The sequence below is a fragment of the Bacteroidota bacterium genome (assembly GCA_040388375.1).
GTDB lineage: Bacteria > Bacteroidota > Bacteroidia > UKL13-3 > UKL13-3 > JAAFJM01.
This window is the reverse complement of the sequence record JAZKBU010000003.1, coordinates 523,382-538,122: the sequence shown is the minus strand read 5'-3', so window position 1 is coordinate 538,122 and position 14,741 is coordinate 523,382. Positions and strand designations below refer to the sequence as shown.

Here is a 14,741-nt window from a genome sequence, read left to right as displayed (position 1 = left end):
TCTCCGATTCTTTTTATACTTTACAATTAACGATTTTTTATTTTTTAGGTTTAGGACTCATTATTAAAGTCATTTTTTTGCCCTCTAACTTCGGTAACATATCAACTTTACCCAGTTCTGCCAATTTTTGAGCAAACTGTAATAAAAGAACTTCTCCTCTTTCTTTGTAAACAATTGAACGTCCTTTAAAGAAAACATAAGCTTTTACTTTATGTCCTTCTTGTAAAAAACCTTCTGCATGTTTTAATTTAAAATCAAAGTCATGGTCATCGGTATTAGGTCCGAAACGGATTTCTTTGATGTCTTGTTTTATTTGATTTGCTTTTGCTTCTTTAGCTTTCTTTTTGCGTTCAAATAAAAACTTTTTGTAGTCAATTACTTTACAAACCGGGGGTTCTGCATTGGGTGAAATCTCAACCAAATCAAGTCCTTGTTCATCAGCAATCTCAAGTGCTCTTGTAATTGAAAAAACTCCTGGTTCAACTCCTTCTGCAATTAAACGCACTTCTTTAGCACGTATTTGCATATTGATGTTAAACTCGCCTTCTCCTGGTTTTGTAGGAAGACGTCTTTGTCCAGGAATGTACGCTGGTTTCTTTTTAGGTGGTAATGCCAATTCTTATTATATTTTTACTGTTTGTTCTTCTTTAAAATATTTGATAAACTCTTCTATTGTTAGTTTACCTACTTCTTCGCCTCCGTGTTTACGGACAGAAACGGTGTTTTCCAACATTTCCTGCTCGCCAACTACCAACATAAATGGTATTTTTTTCACTTCAGCATCCCTTATTTTCTTACCTACTTTTTCGTTTCTTTCATCTAAGGGGCCGCGAATATCTGCTTTATTTAGCACATTTACAACTTTTTGCGCATACTCATGATACTTTTCGCTAATTGGTAATATTGTAATTGGCTCAGGGGTAAGCCATAATGGAAAATTGCCTGCGCAATGCTCTATCAATACTGCCACAAAACGCTCTAGTGAACCGAACGGGGCTCTATGAATCATTACGGGGCGATGTTTTTGATTATCGCTTCCTGTATACTCCAATTCAAACCTTTCCGGTAAGTTATAATCAACCTGAATAGTACCTAATTGCCATTTACGGCCAATAGCATCTTTCACCATAAAATCTAATTTAGGTCCATAAAATGCTGCTTCGCCTAATTCAATAACAGTGGTTAATCCTTTTTCGGCTGCAGATTCAATGATAGCATTTTCGGCTAAAACCCAATTTTCATCACTGCCAATATATTTGGTTTTATTGTTTGGATCTCGTAACGAAATTTGGGCTGTATAGTCTTTAAAGTCCAATGCTTTAAAAACATAAAGTACTAAATCTATTACTTTGCAAAACTCTTCTTTTACCTGGTCAGGGCGACAGAATAAATGCGCATCGTCCTGAGTAAAACCACGTACACGGGTTAATCCATGTAATTCGCCTGCTTGCTCATAACGGTATACGGTACCAAACTCAGCATATCTTACCGGTAAGTCTTTGTACGATTTTGGTGACGCTTTATATATTTCGCAATGATGCGGGCAATTCATTGGTTTTAAAAAGAACTGCTCTCCTTCTCTTGGTGTTGAAATTGGTTGAAATGAATCAGCTCCATACTTCTCGTAATGACCAGAAGTGATGTACAAGTTTTTATTACCAATATGTGGCGTAACTACTTGCTGATAACCAGCTTCTACTTGTGCTTTCTGTAAAAACTGAATCAAACGCTCACGCAACATGGCTCCTTTAGGTAACCATAATGGTAAACCCATTCCTACTTTTTCTGAAAAAGTAAATAATTCTAACTCTTTACCTAACTTTCTATGGTCGCGTTTTTTTGCTTCTTCAAGCATGTGTAAGTACTCATCCAATTCTGATTTTTTAGGAAAAGTAATTCCATAAATACGTGTTAGTTGTTTATTGTTTTCATCGCCACGCCAATAAGCACCTGCTACTGATGTTAGTTTTAATGCTTTTATAAAACCAGTATTGGGAATATGCGGACCACGACACAAATCGGTAAAGTTACCTTGTGAGTAGAACGTAATAGTTCCGTCTTCTAAATCTTTTAATAAATCAAGTTTATACTCATCGCCTTTTTCGGTAAAGTATGCAATAGCATCTGTTTTAGAAACTTCTTTACGGTTGTATGCATTGGCTTGCTTAGCCAACTCAGCCATTTTTTCTTCTACTTTCTTTAAGTCATCGGTAGAAAATGATTGACCATTGAAATCAACATCGTAATAAAAGCCATTTTCTAAAGCAGGCCCTATTCCAAATTTTACACCGGGATAAATTACTTCCAAAGCTTCAGCCATTAAATGCGCTGATGAATGCCACATGGTTTGTTTGCCTTCTAAATCATTCCACGTCAGTAATTTTAACGTTGAGTCTTCATTGATAGCACGAGAGGCATCAACAATCTGGTCATTTACTTTTGCTGCGAGTACGTTTCGGGCCAAACCTTCACTAATTGATTTGGCTACATCTAAGGCGGTTGCACCCCGTTCAAACGTACGAACGGAACCGTCTGGTAAAGTTATATTTATCATAAAGGCCTGCAAAATACTATTTTTGCTTTTCAAATAGCTAAGAAAAATTAAAATCTTTTTTGCTGCTAAAATAAGCGGCTGAACTTCATAAAAATTAATGACTTTTGGTTTGCTAAAGAATGGACAACTCCTTACTATTGTTGTAATAGATAAGCACTCAATTTAATTTATGAAAATATTAATTACTGGTAGCAATGGCTTACTTGGCCAAAAGCTGATAGATTTATACAAAAAACACAGCGAACATGAGTTAATTGCTACTGCACGTGGTGAAAACAGGTATGCTGACAAAACAGGATTTTTATATGAAAGTCTAGATATAACAAACAGTAATGAAGTATCGGAAATAATTGAAAAGCATAAACCTGATGTAGTTATAAATACGGCTGCTATGACCAATGTAGACGCTTGTGAAACGGACAAAGAAGGTTGCGACCAGTTAAACGTAGCTGCAGTAAAATACCTGGTTGATGCTTGTAATGCGAACCAAGTTCATTTGGTTCAGGTTTCAACTGATTTTATTTTTGATGGTACGCACGGACCTGTAACGGAAGATGAAAGGCCAAACCCCTTAAGTTATTATGGCTTATCGAAATTAAAAGGCGAACAAATTGTTATTGGTCAGTCTAATAGTTGGTCTATTTTAAGAACGGTATTGGTTTACGGAGTAATAAATGATATGAGCAGAAGTAATATAGTACTTTGGGCTAAAGGAGCTTTGGAAGGCGGCAAAAACATCAATGTAGTTTCTGACCAATTCAGAACACCAACATTGGCAGAAGATTTGGCTATGGGTTGCAAATTAGCTGCCGATAAGAAAGCTCAGGGTATTTACAATATAAGTGGCAGGGATTTTATGAGTGTATTTGATTTGGTTTATAGGGTTGCCGATTTTTGGAAACTGGATAAATCATTATTATCTATTTCAACTAGTGAAGGAATTAATCAACCTGCTAAACGTCCTCCTGTTACGGGTTTTAATATTAATAAAGCTGTATATGAATTAGGTTATAACCCACATAGTTTTTCGGAAGGATTGGCACTGTTGAATGAACAATTGCAAGCAATTACTAAAAACAAAGGTTAATATTGCAGCATGCTAAATTTACTTACTTTATTGCAAACCGCAGTACCAGTGCAACCGGAACAAGAACAAGCCAGTTTTACTTTTTGGTTTATTACTGAATTGGTTGGTGCTGCTTTTGTTTTTATTCTGCTTTATGTCTTCTTTATAAAAAATCCTAAAATTAATCCTCCTCGACAAAAAAGAAGAGATGAAGATACTAAAGCTTAGACTAGAAAAATTTATAAAAATGTATTTCTACTTTTCGCCCAGCGAACGAAAAGGCATTATTATTTTATTGTTACTTACTATTTTGGTTGTATTTATACCAAGTGTTTACCGGCTTTTAAAGCCATTAAACAACACTTATGTAAGTATTAGTAAATTAAACAAATTGGATAGTATTAATGTTACAAATACTGCTAACGATCAGGAAAGTATTTTAACAAACCCCATTAACATTAATACTGCCAGTGATGATGAACTTAAACAACTTGGTTTAAGCGAAAAAAACATTGCTACTGTTCATAATTACTTAAGTAAAGGCGGTAAACTCAAATCGATTGATGATTTGAAAAAATTATATGGTATTAAACCTGATGTAATGGAACAACTAACACCATTTATTGTATTTACCAATGACACTAATTATACGCTTGATACTTATGCTGATAGTACAATAAAAAAGAAAACACCTTTTAAAGCTATTGAGTTAAATACAACTGATTCTGCAACATTGGTAAAGCTGTATAGAATTGGCCCAATAATGGCGGGCAGGATTATTGAATACAGAAATAAGTTAGGTGGCTTTTTAGACCTTAACCAACTAATGGAAATTTATGGTTTTGACGAAGACATTTTATATGATTTGCATGGTAAAATATATGTTGATGCAAGTAAAGCCAAGAAGATAAATTTGAATACTGTAAGTGAAGAGGAGCTAAAGCAACATCCTTATTTTAAATACAAGTTGGCTCGCATTATTATTAATTACCGCCTACAACACGGCAACTACAAAAGTTATACTGACTTATTAAATATTAAAATTGTAAATGATTCTATTTTAACGAGAATAAAAATTTACGGAGAAATTAAATAAACTACTTGAAACATTAAAACCAACAACACAGAAAAACTCAAAGGATAAAATTTATTATTTTAATTTTTAAAATTATCTGTGTTTAGCATTAAACCTTTATTATTGCCGAACTTTTAAAAACCAATAAATTACTATGCTTAATTTTGAGCAAACAGAAAACCAAAAAATGGTAGCGCAAATGGCGCATGACTTTGCAGAAAAACATATTCGTCCTTACGTAATGGAGTGGGATGAAGCACAACATTTCCCGGTAGAAACCATGAAAGAAATGGGCAAATTAGGCCTGTTAGGTGTTTTAGTTCCTGAAGAATATGGAGGAGCCGGACTTGGATACTTTGAATATATCACTGCTATTATAGAAATAACTAAAGTTTGTAGTTCTGTGGGCCTTAGTATGGCTGCACATAATAGTTTATGTACAGGCCATATTTTACAGTTTGGTAACGAAGAGCAAAAGAAAAGATGGTTACCTAAATTAGCTACTGCTGAGTGGATTGGTGCTTGGGGATTAACTGAAGCTAACACGGGTAGCGATGCCATGCGTATGCAATGTGTAGCAAAACAAGATGGTGATTATTGGGTATTAAATGGTTCGAAAAACTGGATTACGCATGGTATTACTGGTGATGTAGCTGTAGTTTTAGCCCGTACCGGTGAGTTATTGGATTCGCACGGTATTACTGCTTTTGTAGTAGAACGTGGCGCACCCGGTTTTAAAGGTGGCAAAAAAGAAAACAAATTAGGTATGCGTGCGAGCGAAACTGCTGAAATGATTTTTGAAGATTGCCGTATACATAAAGATAATATTTTAGGCAATGTTGGCGATGGTTTTAAACAAGCCATGAAGGTATTGGATGGCGGAAGAATTTCTATTGCATCTCTTTCATTAGGTATTGCCAAAGGAAGTTATGAAGCTGCGTTAAAATACTCTAAAGAACGCCATCAGTTTGGCCAACCTATTTCTAATTTTCAAGCTATTGCTTTTAAACTAGCTGATATGGCTACTAAAATTGAAGCAGCTGAATTGTTGACTTTACAAGCAGCTGATTTAAAAATGCGTGGTTTGCCAATGACCAAAGAAAGTGCAATGGCTAAATACTATGCATCGGAAGTATGTGTGTGGGCTGCTACTGAAGCTATTCAAATATTTGGTGGTTATGGTTATACTAAAGATTTCCCTGTAGAGAAGTTTTACCGTGATTCGAAATTATGTACCATAGGTGAAGGCACCAGTGAAATACAAAAACTGGTAATAGCCAGAAGTGTATTGAAAGACTAAACTACTATTCTTTTACCAATTGGTAATAATAACTTATAAAAAAGCCTTCAAGAAAACTTGAAGGCTTTTTTTATTCATAGCTGCCCTAATTCTGATGCAGCCAGTTTTGTATATCATTAATTACTTCAAAAGGTATATGGCGCATAATGCTATATTCGCTATAGGTTGACTCGCCTTCTCCTTCGTGCATAATGTGGTTCATTTTAGGGTATAGTTTAAAGCTGGCATTTTTCTTTTTGCGCAGTTTTTTTTGCCATACAAAAAAATTCTTTTCGTCCACCTGGTAATCTCTTCCTCCTTGCATAATAAAAACGGGAATACTTAATTTTTTTGCCACTTTTATTTGGTCATACTCATTAATCCAAAGCCAATAACTTGCCTGTAAATCGTAAGGTAAAATAGTATAGGAAGTATTTTCTTTTACTTTATGTTTCAATACTATTTTTGAACGCTCTTTTATTTCATCAAAATCGTGTTTTTTATGTGGAAGTATTTTAATTAAATAATCATTCTGATCATTCATCATTTCCAACGGATGATTGGCATTGGCACCTAACATAACAATTCCTTTTATAATTGATTTCTGACTGGCTACGTAAGGAGCTAAATAAGCACCTTCTCCATGTCCTAATAAATAAATTTTACTGCTGTCAACGTGTGGATTTTGTTTCAATAAGTCAATGGCTGCGTACAGGTCAAAAAGCACATCTAATTCCGGTGTATATTGGGTGCCATTCAATTTATATTGCATTATATTAAAACCATAATTTAAGCTCCGTTTATTATATCTGAATACGGCTATTCCATTGGAGGCTAAACCGACTGAAATATCTTTGTAAGGCTTTGATGCAAAAATACCGTCCATATCGGTTGGACCCGCTGCTGGAATAATAATAACTAAAGGTGCTTTTGCTATGGTAGCCGGTGATGTTAAAATACCTCTTAATGGCATAGTTGAATCGGCAGCAAATGTTATATTCTGTTCATTGTATAAACTGGCATCGGCATAAGCAGGAATAGCATATACTTTAAATGCTTCTCTTACGGTAAACATAACGAGCTTTTTGCTTGAACTCATAAAAGTAAGCTGAAATAATAGCTCCATACTATAAACTGTTTTACATACAAACTCCACTAATACCTGCGATTTATTATCGGTAAAACCTCCTAAACGATAAGATTGTATATTGCCATAAGTAGTTGTGGTGGGTGTATAGTTAGAGGCAATGGCAGCAGCACTATTATATGCTTGCTGATCTGCATTAAACTCTGCGGCAATGGAATCAAACTGGTTGGCTATAAATAAATCCAATACGTGCTTGCCTTTTTGCACAAACTCTTCTTTTGAGTTTTGGGCTTGGGCTACAAAACAATTGAACAGGGTTAAAACAATTATAAATATTTTTGTTAGTGACATAATTTAAAACAAGAATATGTGTTTTAATGGAAACTAAAATTTAAAAATTACTAAATAAAAAATGCAGCTTATTGTTCAACAAGCTGCATTTTTTATTGAGATTAAATTAATTACTGTTTAGGTACCAATATGGCCATTACTTTTACATCTAGCTCTTCAGCTATTTTAGCCAATACTAATTTAGGAATTTCTATTTTATGGTCGGCTACTTTAACTTTAAAGTTACTTACCAGTTCTATTTTACCCTCATGTACTGTTATGGTACCTGTTATGATTCTCTCCTGCTCTACCCCATGTATATTTAGTTTTCCTTTTACGGTTACATGGTAAGTTCCGGGTTTGGTTAAATCTATATTCTCCTGCACGGTTCCTCTAAACTGGCTTAATGGAAATTTTTCGCTTTCCATATACTTTTCGTTAAAGTGTTCCTGCATTAGTTTATTAGGAAACTGAAATGATATGTTTTGAATAACAAATGCGATATCTTTTGTTTTTACATTAATCAAAGTAGTAGCGCTTACTGTTTTAGCATCTATATTCTCAGCCGGGGTGCTTGAGAAGAAACTTACCTCTGCATTACTGGCTTTGTAAAGTGGTTGTGCCGTTAAATTGGCTAAAGCAATAGCGGCTGTAGCGGTAATGGTTAAAATTATTTTTTTCATACGTTTTATATTTTAATGTTTTATTTCAATAATAGTGCCAATGGGTGTATGTAGGCTTAGTTCATCTACTTCATCATTGGTTAAGGCTATACAACCTAATGTCCAGTCAAACAAGTGATGCACACTTCCTATAAAGCCAAAACCATTTTTTAAACCGTGTATTTTTATATCTCCACCCGTTGGTTTATTCAATTTTTGGCAACGCTCTACATCTGCTTTGTTTGGATACGATATACCTAAATTGTTATGGTAGCCACTGTCTTTATTTTTGGCATTGATAAAATAAACGCCTTCGGGTGTTTTTTTATCACCTTCATATTCTTTGGCTCCGTCTCCTCCCCTGCCAAAAGCAATTTTATATGTTTTTAGTAATTCGTTATTACTATAAACGTACATCTTATGTTGCGATTTAATTACTACTATTTTATCAATGACTATACCTTGAGGTATCGTTTTATTATTTTTTACTAATAAAAAACTTAGTAGTACTAATAAGCCTAATCCATATAATAGTAAGCGTTTCACTAGCTATAACATTTATACGTGCTACCTGTGCTCTTTATCAAACGAAAAGGTACGGGATAGGTTAAAGCCTATTCTTACCCCAAAATCGCCCCATTTGCCTGTGGTTTGTGTAACAAAACCCTGCTCGTACATGTAAGTGGAGTTACTTAGCATTAATTGAAAAACGTGCCCACCTGTTTCTATATCAAAACCAACAGCCAAATAATCAGTATAGTCTTGTCCTGATTCTGATTTTTCGTCTCTTCCGTTTAAACGGGGATAATATTCTATATTAAAACGGGTACTGCGTGTTAATTTAAACGAGCCGCCTAAACCTAGCGCAAAAACTGTATTCGGGTATGCCTTTTTCTCTACTAAATTTCTATGTACCATAGTGGGTGTTAATTGCAATGAAACAGCATTATTTACTTTGCGTGCAATGATTAACTGGTTACTGAAAGTTAAACGGGAAGAGAAATAATTGTTGATTGCTGTGTTTGTAAACGTTTCTGTTTTAATAGCCATATTACCATAATATGAAATAGCTAATGGAAAGTTTTTTTTGCCACCCGAAGTTTGCTGTGCCAATTTGTATTTAACACTGCCATCATACACCTTTCCAACTGTACTGCGTCCTGCTCCTATCATTAATTTATCGGTAATACCATAGTCAAAAGCTAAACGAACAGAAGCACCGTCTAAACCTAAAAAACTATAATACCAGGCATCATCTTTTAATTCACCAAAACGATGTAAAATCAAAAAGTTTAAATGCTTTTTTGAAATATTCTCATTGCTTTGGCCTGTGATAATCCTGGTGCCTTTAAAAGTAGCTAATACTGGTGTAGCTTTTGTATTTTCATCTTTTAACAAATCCAATAAATCATCTTGAGCCCAAACAAAATTTACAGCTAACAACAGCGTTACAAGAAGTATGTTTTTTTTCATTTTATTTCTATTTTATTCCGGCATTCCTGCCTTTATCCAATTATCTAATTTTGATATATTACAATCCGACATGCTTGATGGCGGCATATTTTTAACGAGAACAACCCTAGTATTTATTTCACTTGCTTTTGACGATAACAACTCATAGGTAGTTAAATCGCCAGCCCCCGTTCCTACTACATGGCAACCACTGTATGCACAATTGGCATCAACCAATGTTTTTATACCCCCTGTATAGGTTAAAGCGGCATTGCAACTATCTGTTGCGTTTACTATTTGCTGTTCTTCCTTTTTATGTTGGCAGCTAACGGCAACAACTATACTGCATATAAGCATTAAAGCAAATACTCTTTTCATAGCACTAATTTTCGGGCATTCCTGCTTTTATCCAGTTATCAAGTTTTGTAATATTACAACTTGACATGCCTGACGGTGCCGGCATATTTTTTTGTGTAATAGCCCTGTCGGTAATTTTTGATGCATTATTTTTCACCAATGTATAGGTCGACAAATCAATAGCCGTTCCTCCTGCAACATGACAATTTGAAGTACTGCAATTATTATCAATTATGGTTTTAATTCCGGTATTGTATGTTAAGGATGCGTTACAATCGGAATTAAGGTTCGGGTATAACTCTTCTTTGTTATCAAAATAACACCCTGATATAACTACAAAACTGAGCAGGACGCCTGATAGTATTATTTTTTTCATATATATCTAATTCACTATTATTTTATCGGTTGATACTCCATGGCAACTATTACATCCACCGCCATTAAAAGATTGACTCATTGCTACTGTGTCAACTCCGCTGATAGCTATGGGGTAACAACCGCCATTAAATTTTATAATTTTTTCGCTGTAAAAATTAGCCTCTTTATCTGTTGCTAAACTTAAAATACGAAATCCTTTACCATTTGGTTCACTCCAAAGCTCAATGCGTGCTTCTGTGTTCAATGCTCCTGAACCTTTAAAAATTGTTCCTGCTACATTCCACCAAGCATAAAATGAAGCTTCATGCTTGTCATCGTTATGGCAACGCATACAATCCTGACCACTATTGTGGCTACTTTTATTTGCACTGCTTTCTACCCCATTTTTTTGCAAACTATCATAATGGGAGCAAGCAATAAATAACAGGATTAAAACAGGTAATACAATTTTTATAGTTCTATTCACTTTTTTAAACACACCGCAATATGTTCAAAAATATTATTTTATTGATTGAATAACATAAAACTTATCAATAATCCTTATAAAATAATAATTTTTTTATACGTATTACAATTTGAAGATGATACGCTGATGATGTAAATACCTGCCGGGTATTCATTAGCAAATGTTAAGTTTAATTGTTGTTGACCAACCGATAATGTTTGTTGCAGTAAGGTTTCTTTTAGTTCGCCTTTTAAGTCTAACAATGTTATTTGGTAGTTATCTTTTGTTTGTACATCAAACTGCAATGTAACATCATTATGGACCGGATTAGGAAAAATACTTTTCCAGTTAATTACATCTAACGAATTAACTGTTGTTTTTGCCCCCGGTAATAAGGTTTTAGATGATGTATAAGTCAGGTCACCTGTATTTTGCTTATTATTATTGGAGGCTATTCCACCTGCATAAAACACAACGGTATCCATTGTTTGTGGAGCAGTCCATTTGAAAGTCCATGTTTTATTATTGCTTGCATCTATACTGGTTGACTCATGGGTAGCGTAGCTATTTGCACTAACGCCAGAACCGCTTTCTGCCAATAACTCTCCAACGGGTAAAAACAAAACACCTTTTTTTCTTACGTTAAGTGCAAAACCAAATCTATTTCTACCCGGATAATTAACCGTTACATTTACATCGTAAGTTTGTCCAGGGGTATAATGAGTTGGGTTGCCTGCAATGGTAATAACAATAGCACCTTTTGAATCGCTATTAGCCACTCCGGGGTGGCATCCGGTGCAATTATTTTCTTGCGGTGCACCTGTTAATGCTAATGCCCCTGACGACATAGAATGAATTTCAATACTCCAAACGCTTATAAAAAATAGTAGTATACTAATGGTTATAGTTTTTCTCATGCTCATATTAATAAAGTTTTAATAAGCAAAACTAACGGTATGCACTAAGAAGAAATTGTCAATTCCTATTCATTTCTTGTATATTTTTTATGCCTTTCCTATAACCAATTGGCGATATACCTGTGTGTTTTTTGAAAAAATGGGAGAAGTGGGTGTAGTCATTAAAGCCATGCTCAAAAGCAATATCCTTTAAGTCAATATCCGTATTATATAATAACCTTTTTACATTTGTTATCAGTAAATCATCCTGCATTTGCATAATGGTTTTACCTGCAATTTTTTTAACTTTTGTGTTTAAATTAAGTGCTGTTAAATTAAACATGGCAGCATACTGTTCGGTTGATAGCCGTTTCATGAAATTATTTTCCAATGCCTTTCTTACCAAGCGAGAAAAGTTGTTTTCAACACCCAAGTTATGGTCTATAAAAGGAATTAATTTAAGCAAAATGGCTGCACATATATTTTGTCTGTATGCATCGTTTATTTCCAGTTTCTGAATTTCATTTAAGAAAAAATCAAATGATTCAAACTCGCTGGCTGATAAATGAATCATGTGTTCTTTTTCAAACAAGGCTCTATAATTTGAATCACTATCAAAACGACTTAATTGCTCAATAAAAACATTGGTAATAGCAACGGTAAATCCCTTGCTTTCTGCATCGCGTGTAAACTGATGTGAGAAAAAATGAGGTACTATTTGAAAAGACTTGTTTTGTAATGGATAAATAGTTCCATCTATCTGGTGTAAACCATTGCCTTCTAAAATAACAAATATTTCGTGGTATTCATGACAATGTGGTTTTTCAACCTGGTAAAAATTAGGATCGTCCCATACAATTAAATCAACCAGTTTTTCTTTACGGCCAATTTTTTGAAAATTGTATGTTGGAATTTTGGTCATAGCTCAATAAACAAATAACTATTACAAAACCGGTATTAATGAATCGACTTAAACAACCTGCTCCAGCGCACTGTTTTATGGCCGGCATCCCAACTCATCCACACAAATAATGCTTTACCTACTATATGTGTTTCCGGTACAAAACCCCAGAAACGGCTGTCGGCTGAGTTGTCCCTGTTATCACCCATCATAAAGTAATAGTTATACTTAAACGTGTATGTTTTTATGGGTTGTCCGTTTAATAAAGCTTGTCCATTTTGCCATGTTAAACTCGGATTGTTTTCGTAATGTTTAATAGCAAATTCATACACATCGTAATTGTGTTCATTCATTTCTATTACATCGCCTTCTTTAGGAATATAAATAGGGCCAAAATCATCTATGCTCCATTTAAACTTTTCCTGAAAGGCTGTATAACCGCTAATATAACTGGTATCGTTACGTTCAACAGAAACAATGCCTTTATAACCTTTTAATTGTTCTTTGGCTTTATTGGTTAAGTTAATCAATAAATATCCTTTATCTGTAGATCCACCTTCTGTTATATCATTATCGTCAACAAATTTTTTGCTAATGCCTTCGGTGCTGGTAACTTTATAAAAGTGCTGCATCAAATCAGGATTATCGGCCGGTTTGTTATTTACAAACAATTGCTGATTCACTACTTTTAAACTATCGCCTGCAATACCAACGCAACGTTTAATATAGTTTTCTTTTTTATCTGTTGGCTTATCTATTTCAAATGGATAATTGAAAACGACTACATCGTTATTTTTAATACTTGATACGGCAAACAATCGTTTATATGGCATTTGCATCCACTCTAAATACGATTTTTTAGTATCGGAAAATGGCAATTTGTTATGTACGAATGGAAAGCTTAATGGCGTTTGTGGTAACCTGTTTCCATAGCTGTATTTACTTACAAATAAAAAGTCACCTACCAATAATGATTTTTCCATTGATGAGGTAGGAATGGTATATGCCTCCATAAAATAACCTCTGATAATAGTGGCGGCTATGGTGGCAAAAATTAAAGCATCGGCCCACTCATACGCTCTTTGCACATTCGTTTTTGACGAAGGCATAAAAATGCGGAATGAAAAGAAAAACAATGGAGAAATGACCAAGGCTATTAACCGGGTAAAATATCCGAATATGATAGCTATACCATAAATACAGTTAAGAAGCGCTAAGCCAAAAGAAGCTCCTGCCGCCATATACAAAACCATGCATATTAAATTAACCAGTATCCAAACAGTAATAATAATCCACTGTTTTTTAGAAAATAGTTTGGGGCTTTTATAAAAATAATTAAACAAGTCACTAAAATAATTGCTCTTTACCGCTTTGCTTGTTTGGTTGTTGGTGCTCATGAAAAATTTATTAATCCTACATAGGTAAAGCTATTTTTACTTACCGCCAGTAGGTTTTGTTAAGTTGTTTTAAAAATATTTAAACGGTAAAATTTAAAATTGTAATATATCATCTAAGGTGTAAATACCTTTTTTACCTACTATCCATTCAGCCGCCATAACAGCTCCTCTGGCAAAACCATTACGGCTTTTTGCACTGTGTGTAATTTCTATGGCATCAATAACACTTTCGTACCTAACGGTATGGTCGCCCATTACATCGCCTTCGCGGTGGCTTTCAATAAGCAGTTCGTTTGGTTTGGTACTTTGTGCTGGTGTTTCGGTATCAAACATTAAGCGGTCTTTTATTTTTTCTTTCGTATCTATTTCACTCATTATTTGTTTGGCTAAACTTAAAGCCGTTCCGCTTGGGTGGTCTTTTTTAGCCGTATGATGCACTTCGCTTATCATTACATCATAGTTATCGTGTTTTTGCATTATTTGTGCTAATAGTTTATTTATTTTATAAAATATATTAACACCAATGCTAAAATTACTGCTGTATAACATGCTTTGACCTTCGGTCAAACACTTGTCTTTAATAAAATCAAACTGATCGTACCAACCGGTAGTACCAATTACAATAGGTACTTTGGCTTCAAAACATTTTAAAATGTTTTCAACTGCTGCTGTAGGCATACTAAAATCAATAGCCACATCAACGTTTTGTAAACTAAGCGGTAAAAAATCAAACGCGTTATTTAAATCAACTCTATATACTATTTCGTGACCTCTTTCCTCTGCAATTTTTTCAATTGCTTTTCCCATTTTGCCATATCCGAGCAATGCTATTTTCATAAGCGTATTCTGTTAGTTGACTTTT

At 34.4% G+C, this 14,741-nt stretch carries 17 protein-coding genes; 4 read left to right on the top strand and 13 right to left on the bottom strand.

The features are described from left to right. Window positions 1-37: 37 nt before the first annotated feature. On the bottom strand, window positions 38-526 hold the full coding sequence (infC, locus tag V4538_05275; GenBank protein MES2380431.1) for a translation initiation factor IF-3: 489 nt from the start codon (window positions 524-526) through the stop codon (window positions 38-40). Between the two features lie 96 nt (window positions 527-622). After that, on the bottom strand, window positions 623-2,554 hold the full coding sequence (thrS, locus tag V4538_05270) for a threonine--tRNA ligase (GenBank protein ID MES2380430.1): 1,932 nt from the start codon (window positions 2,552-2,554) through the stop codon (window positions 623-625). Window positions 2,555-2,723: 169 nt separating this feature from the next. On the opposite strand from thrS, the gene V4538_05265 reads away from it, so the two are divergent. From V4538_05265 to V4538_05250, 4 genes are all read left to right on the top strand, one after another. Further along, a complete protein-coding gene (locus V4538_05265; GenBank protein ID MES2380429.1) occupies window positions 2,724-3,641 on the top strand; it encodes an SDR family oxidoreductase in 918 nt (305 codons plus the stop codon). 9 nt (window positions 3,642-3,650) lie between these two features. After that, complete coding sequence (locus V4538_05260) at window positions 3,651-3,848, top strand: hypothetical protein (GenBank protein MES2380428.1); 198 nt, start codon at window positions 3,651-3,653, stop codon at window positions 3,846-3,848. 19 nt (window positions 3,849-3,867) lie between these two features. Continuing rightward, window positions 3,868-4,716 carry a helix-hairpin-helix domain-containing protein gene (locus V4538_05255; GenBank protein MES2380427.1) on the top strand — a complete coding sequence of 283 codons (849 nt, stop codon included), beginning with the start codon at window positions 3,868-3,870 and terminating at the stop codon, window positions 4,714-4,716. 133 nt (window positions 4,717-4,849) lie between these two features. Next, complete coding sequence (locus tag V4538_05250) at window positions 4,850-5,995, top strand: acyl-CoA dehydrogenase family protein (GenBank protein ID MES2380426.1); 1,146 nt, start codon at window positions 4,850-4,852, stop codon at window positions 5,993-5,995. Window positions 5,996-6,080: 85 nt separating this feature from the next. Here the strand turns inward: V4538_05250 and V4538_05245 are convergent, their stop codons facing one another. The 11 genes from V4538_05245 to dapB form a co-directional block, all read right to left on the bottom strand. After that, window positions 6,081-7,412, bottom strand: coding sequence for a hypothetical protein (locus V4538_05245; GenBank protein MES2380425.1), 1,332 nt, complete (start codon window positions 7,410-7,412; stop codon window positions 6,081-6,083). Window positions 7,413-7,522: 110 nt separating this feature from the next. Next, a complete protein-coding gene (locus tag V4538_05240; GenBank protein ID MES2380424.1) occupies window positions 7,523-8,074 on the bottom strand; it encodes a YceI family protein in 552 nt (183 codons plus the stop codon). A gap of 12 nt (window positions 8,075-8,086) precedes the next feature. Further along, window positions 8,087-8,599, bottom strand: coding sequence for a L,D-transpeptidase family protein (locus tag V4538_05235; GenBank protein ID MES2380423.1), 513 nt, complete (start codon window positions 8,597-8,599; stop codon window positions 8,087-8,089). A gap of 21 nt (window positions 8,600-8,620) precedes the next feature. Then, complete coding sequence (locus V4538_05230; GenBank protein MES2380422.1) at window positions 8,621-9,526, bottom strand: DUF5777 family beta-barrel protein; 906 nt, start codon at window positions 9,524-9,526, stop codon at window positions 8,621-8,623. Between the two features lie 12 nt (window positions 9,527-9,538). Then, complete coding sequence (locus V4538_05225) at window positions 9,539-9,883, bottom strand: hypothetical protein (GenBank protein ID MES2380421.1); 345 nt, start codon at window positions 9,881-9,883, stop codon at window positions 9,539-9,541. Between the two features lie 4 nt (window positions 9,884-9,887). After that, the gene (locus V4538_05220; protein MES2380420.1) at window positions 9,888-10,238 is read right to left on the bottom strand and encodes a hypothetical protein; all 351 of its coding nucleotides are present in this window, start codon (window positions 10,236-10,238) and stop codon (window positions 9,888-9,890) included. 6 nt (window positions 10,239-10,244) lie between these two features. Next, complete coding sequence (locus V4538_05215) at window positions 10,245-10,706, bottom strand: hypothetical protein (protein ID MES2380419.1); 462 nt, start codon at window positions 10,704-10,706, stop codon at window positions 10,245-10,247. 74 nt (window positions 10,707-10,780) lie between these two features. Continuing rightward, the gene (locus tag V4538_05210; protein MES2380418.1) at window positions 10,781-11,602 is read right to left on the bottom strand and encodes a choice-of-anchor V domain-containing protein; all 822 of its coding nucleotides are present in this window, start codon (window positions 11,600-11,602) and stop codon (window positions 10,781-10,783) included. Between the two features lie 58 nt (window positions 11,603-11,660). Next, entirely contained in the window at window positions 11,661-12,503 is an 843-nt protein-coding gene (locus V4538_05205) for an AraC family transcriptional regulator (protein MES2380417.1), read from the bottom strand. 35 nt (window positions 12,504-12,538) lie between these two features. After that, entirely contained in the window at window positions 12,539-13,879 is a 1,341-nt protein-coding gene (gene lepB, locus V4538_05200) for a signal peptidase I (GenBank protein ID MES2380416.1), read from the bottom strand. Between the two features lie 93 nt (window positions 13,880-13,972). Next, a complete protein-coding gene (dapB, locus tag V4538_05195) occupies window positions 13,973-14,716 on the bottom strand; it encodes a 4-hydroxy-tetrahydrodipicolinate reductase (GenBank protein ID MES2380415.1) in 744 nt (247 codons plus the stop codon). Window positions 14,717-14,741: the final 25 nt, after the last annotated feature.

Excerpts from the sequence above, each read along its gene's own strand:
- thrS (MES2380430.1), bottom strand. The coding sequence starts at position 2,554 with ATGATAAATATAACTTTACCAGACGGTTCCGTTCGTACGTTTGAACGG.
- lepB (MES2380416.1), bottom strand. The coding sequence starts at position 13,879 with ATGAGCACCAACAACCAAACAAGCAAAGCGGTAAAGAGCAATTATTTT.
- infC (MES2380431.1), bottom strand. The coding sequence starts at position 526 with ATGCAAATACGTGCTAAAGAAGTGCGTTTAATTGCAGAAGGAGTTGAA.
- V4538_05250 (MES2380426.1), top strand. The coding sequence starts at position 4,850 with ATGCTTAATTTTGAGCAAACAGAAAACCAAAAAATGGTAGCGCAAATG.
- V4538_05265 (MES2380429.1), top strand. The coding sequence starts at position 2,724 with ATGAAAATATTAATTACTGGTAGCAATGGCTTACTTGGCCAAAAGCTG.
- V4538_05205 (MES2380417.1), bottom strand. The coding sequence starts at position 12,503 with ATGACCAAAATTCCAACATACAATTTTCAAAAAATTGGCCGTAAAGAA.
- V4538_05230 (MES2380422.1), bottom strand. The coding sequence starts at position 9,526 with ATGAAAAAAAACATACTTCTTGTAACGCTGTTGTTAGCTGTAAATTTT.
- V4538_05240 (MES2380424.1), bottom strand. The coding sequence starts at position 8,074 with ATGAAAAAAATAATTTTAACCATTACCGCTACAGCCGCTATTGCTTTA.
- V4538_05210 (MES2380418.1), bottom strand. The coding sequence starts at position 11,602 with ATGAGAAAAACTATAACCATTAGTATACTACTATTTTTTATAAGCGTT.
- V4538_05255 (MES2380427.1), top strand. The coding sequence starts at position 3,868 with ATGTATTTCTACTTTTCGCCCAGCGAACGAAAAGGCATTATTATTTTA.
- V4538_05260 (MES2380428.1), top strand. The coding sequence starts at position 3,651 with ATGCTAAATTTACTTACTTTATTGCAAACCGCAGTACCAGTGCAACCG.
- V4538_05245 (MES2380425.1), bottom strand. The coding sequence starts at position 7,412 with ATGTCACTAACAAAAATATTTATAATTGTTTTAACCCTGTTCAATTGT.
- V4538_05220 (MES2380420.1), bottom strand. The coding sequence starts at position 10,238 with ATGAAAAAAATAATACTATCAGGCGTCCTGCTCAGTTTTGTAGTTATA.
- V4538_05225 (MES2380421.1), bottom strand. The coding sequence starts at position 9,883 with ATGAAAAGAGTATTTGCTTTAATGCTTATATGCAGTATAGTTGTTGCC.
- dapB (MES2380415.1), bottom strand. The coding sequence starts at position 14,716 with ATGAAAATAGCATTGCTCGGATATGGCAAAATGGGAAAAGCAATTGAA.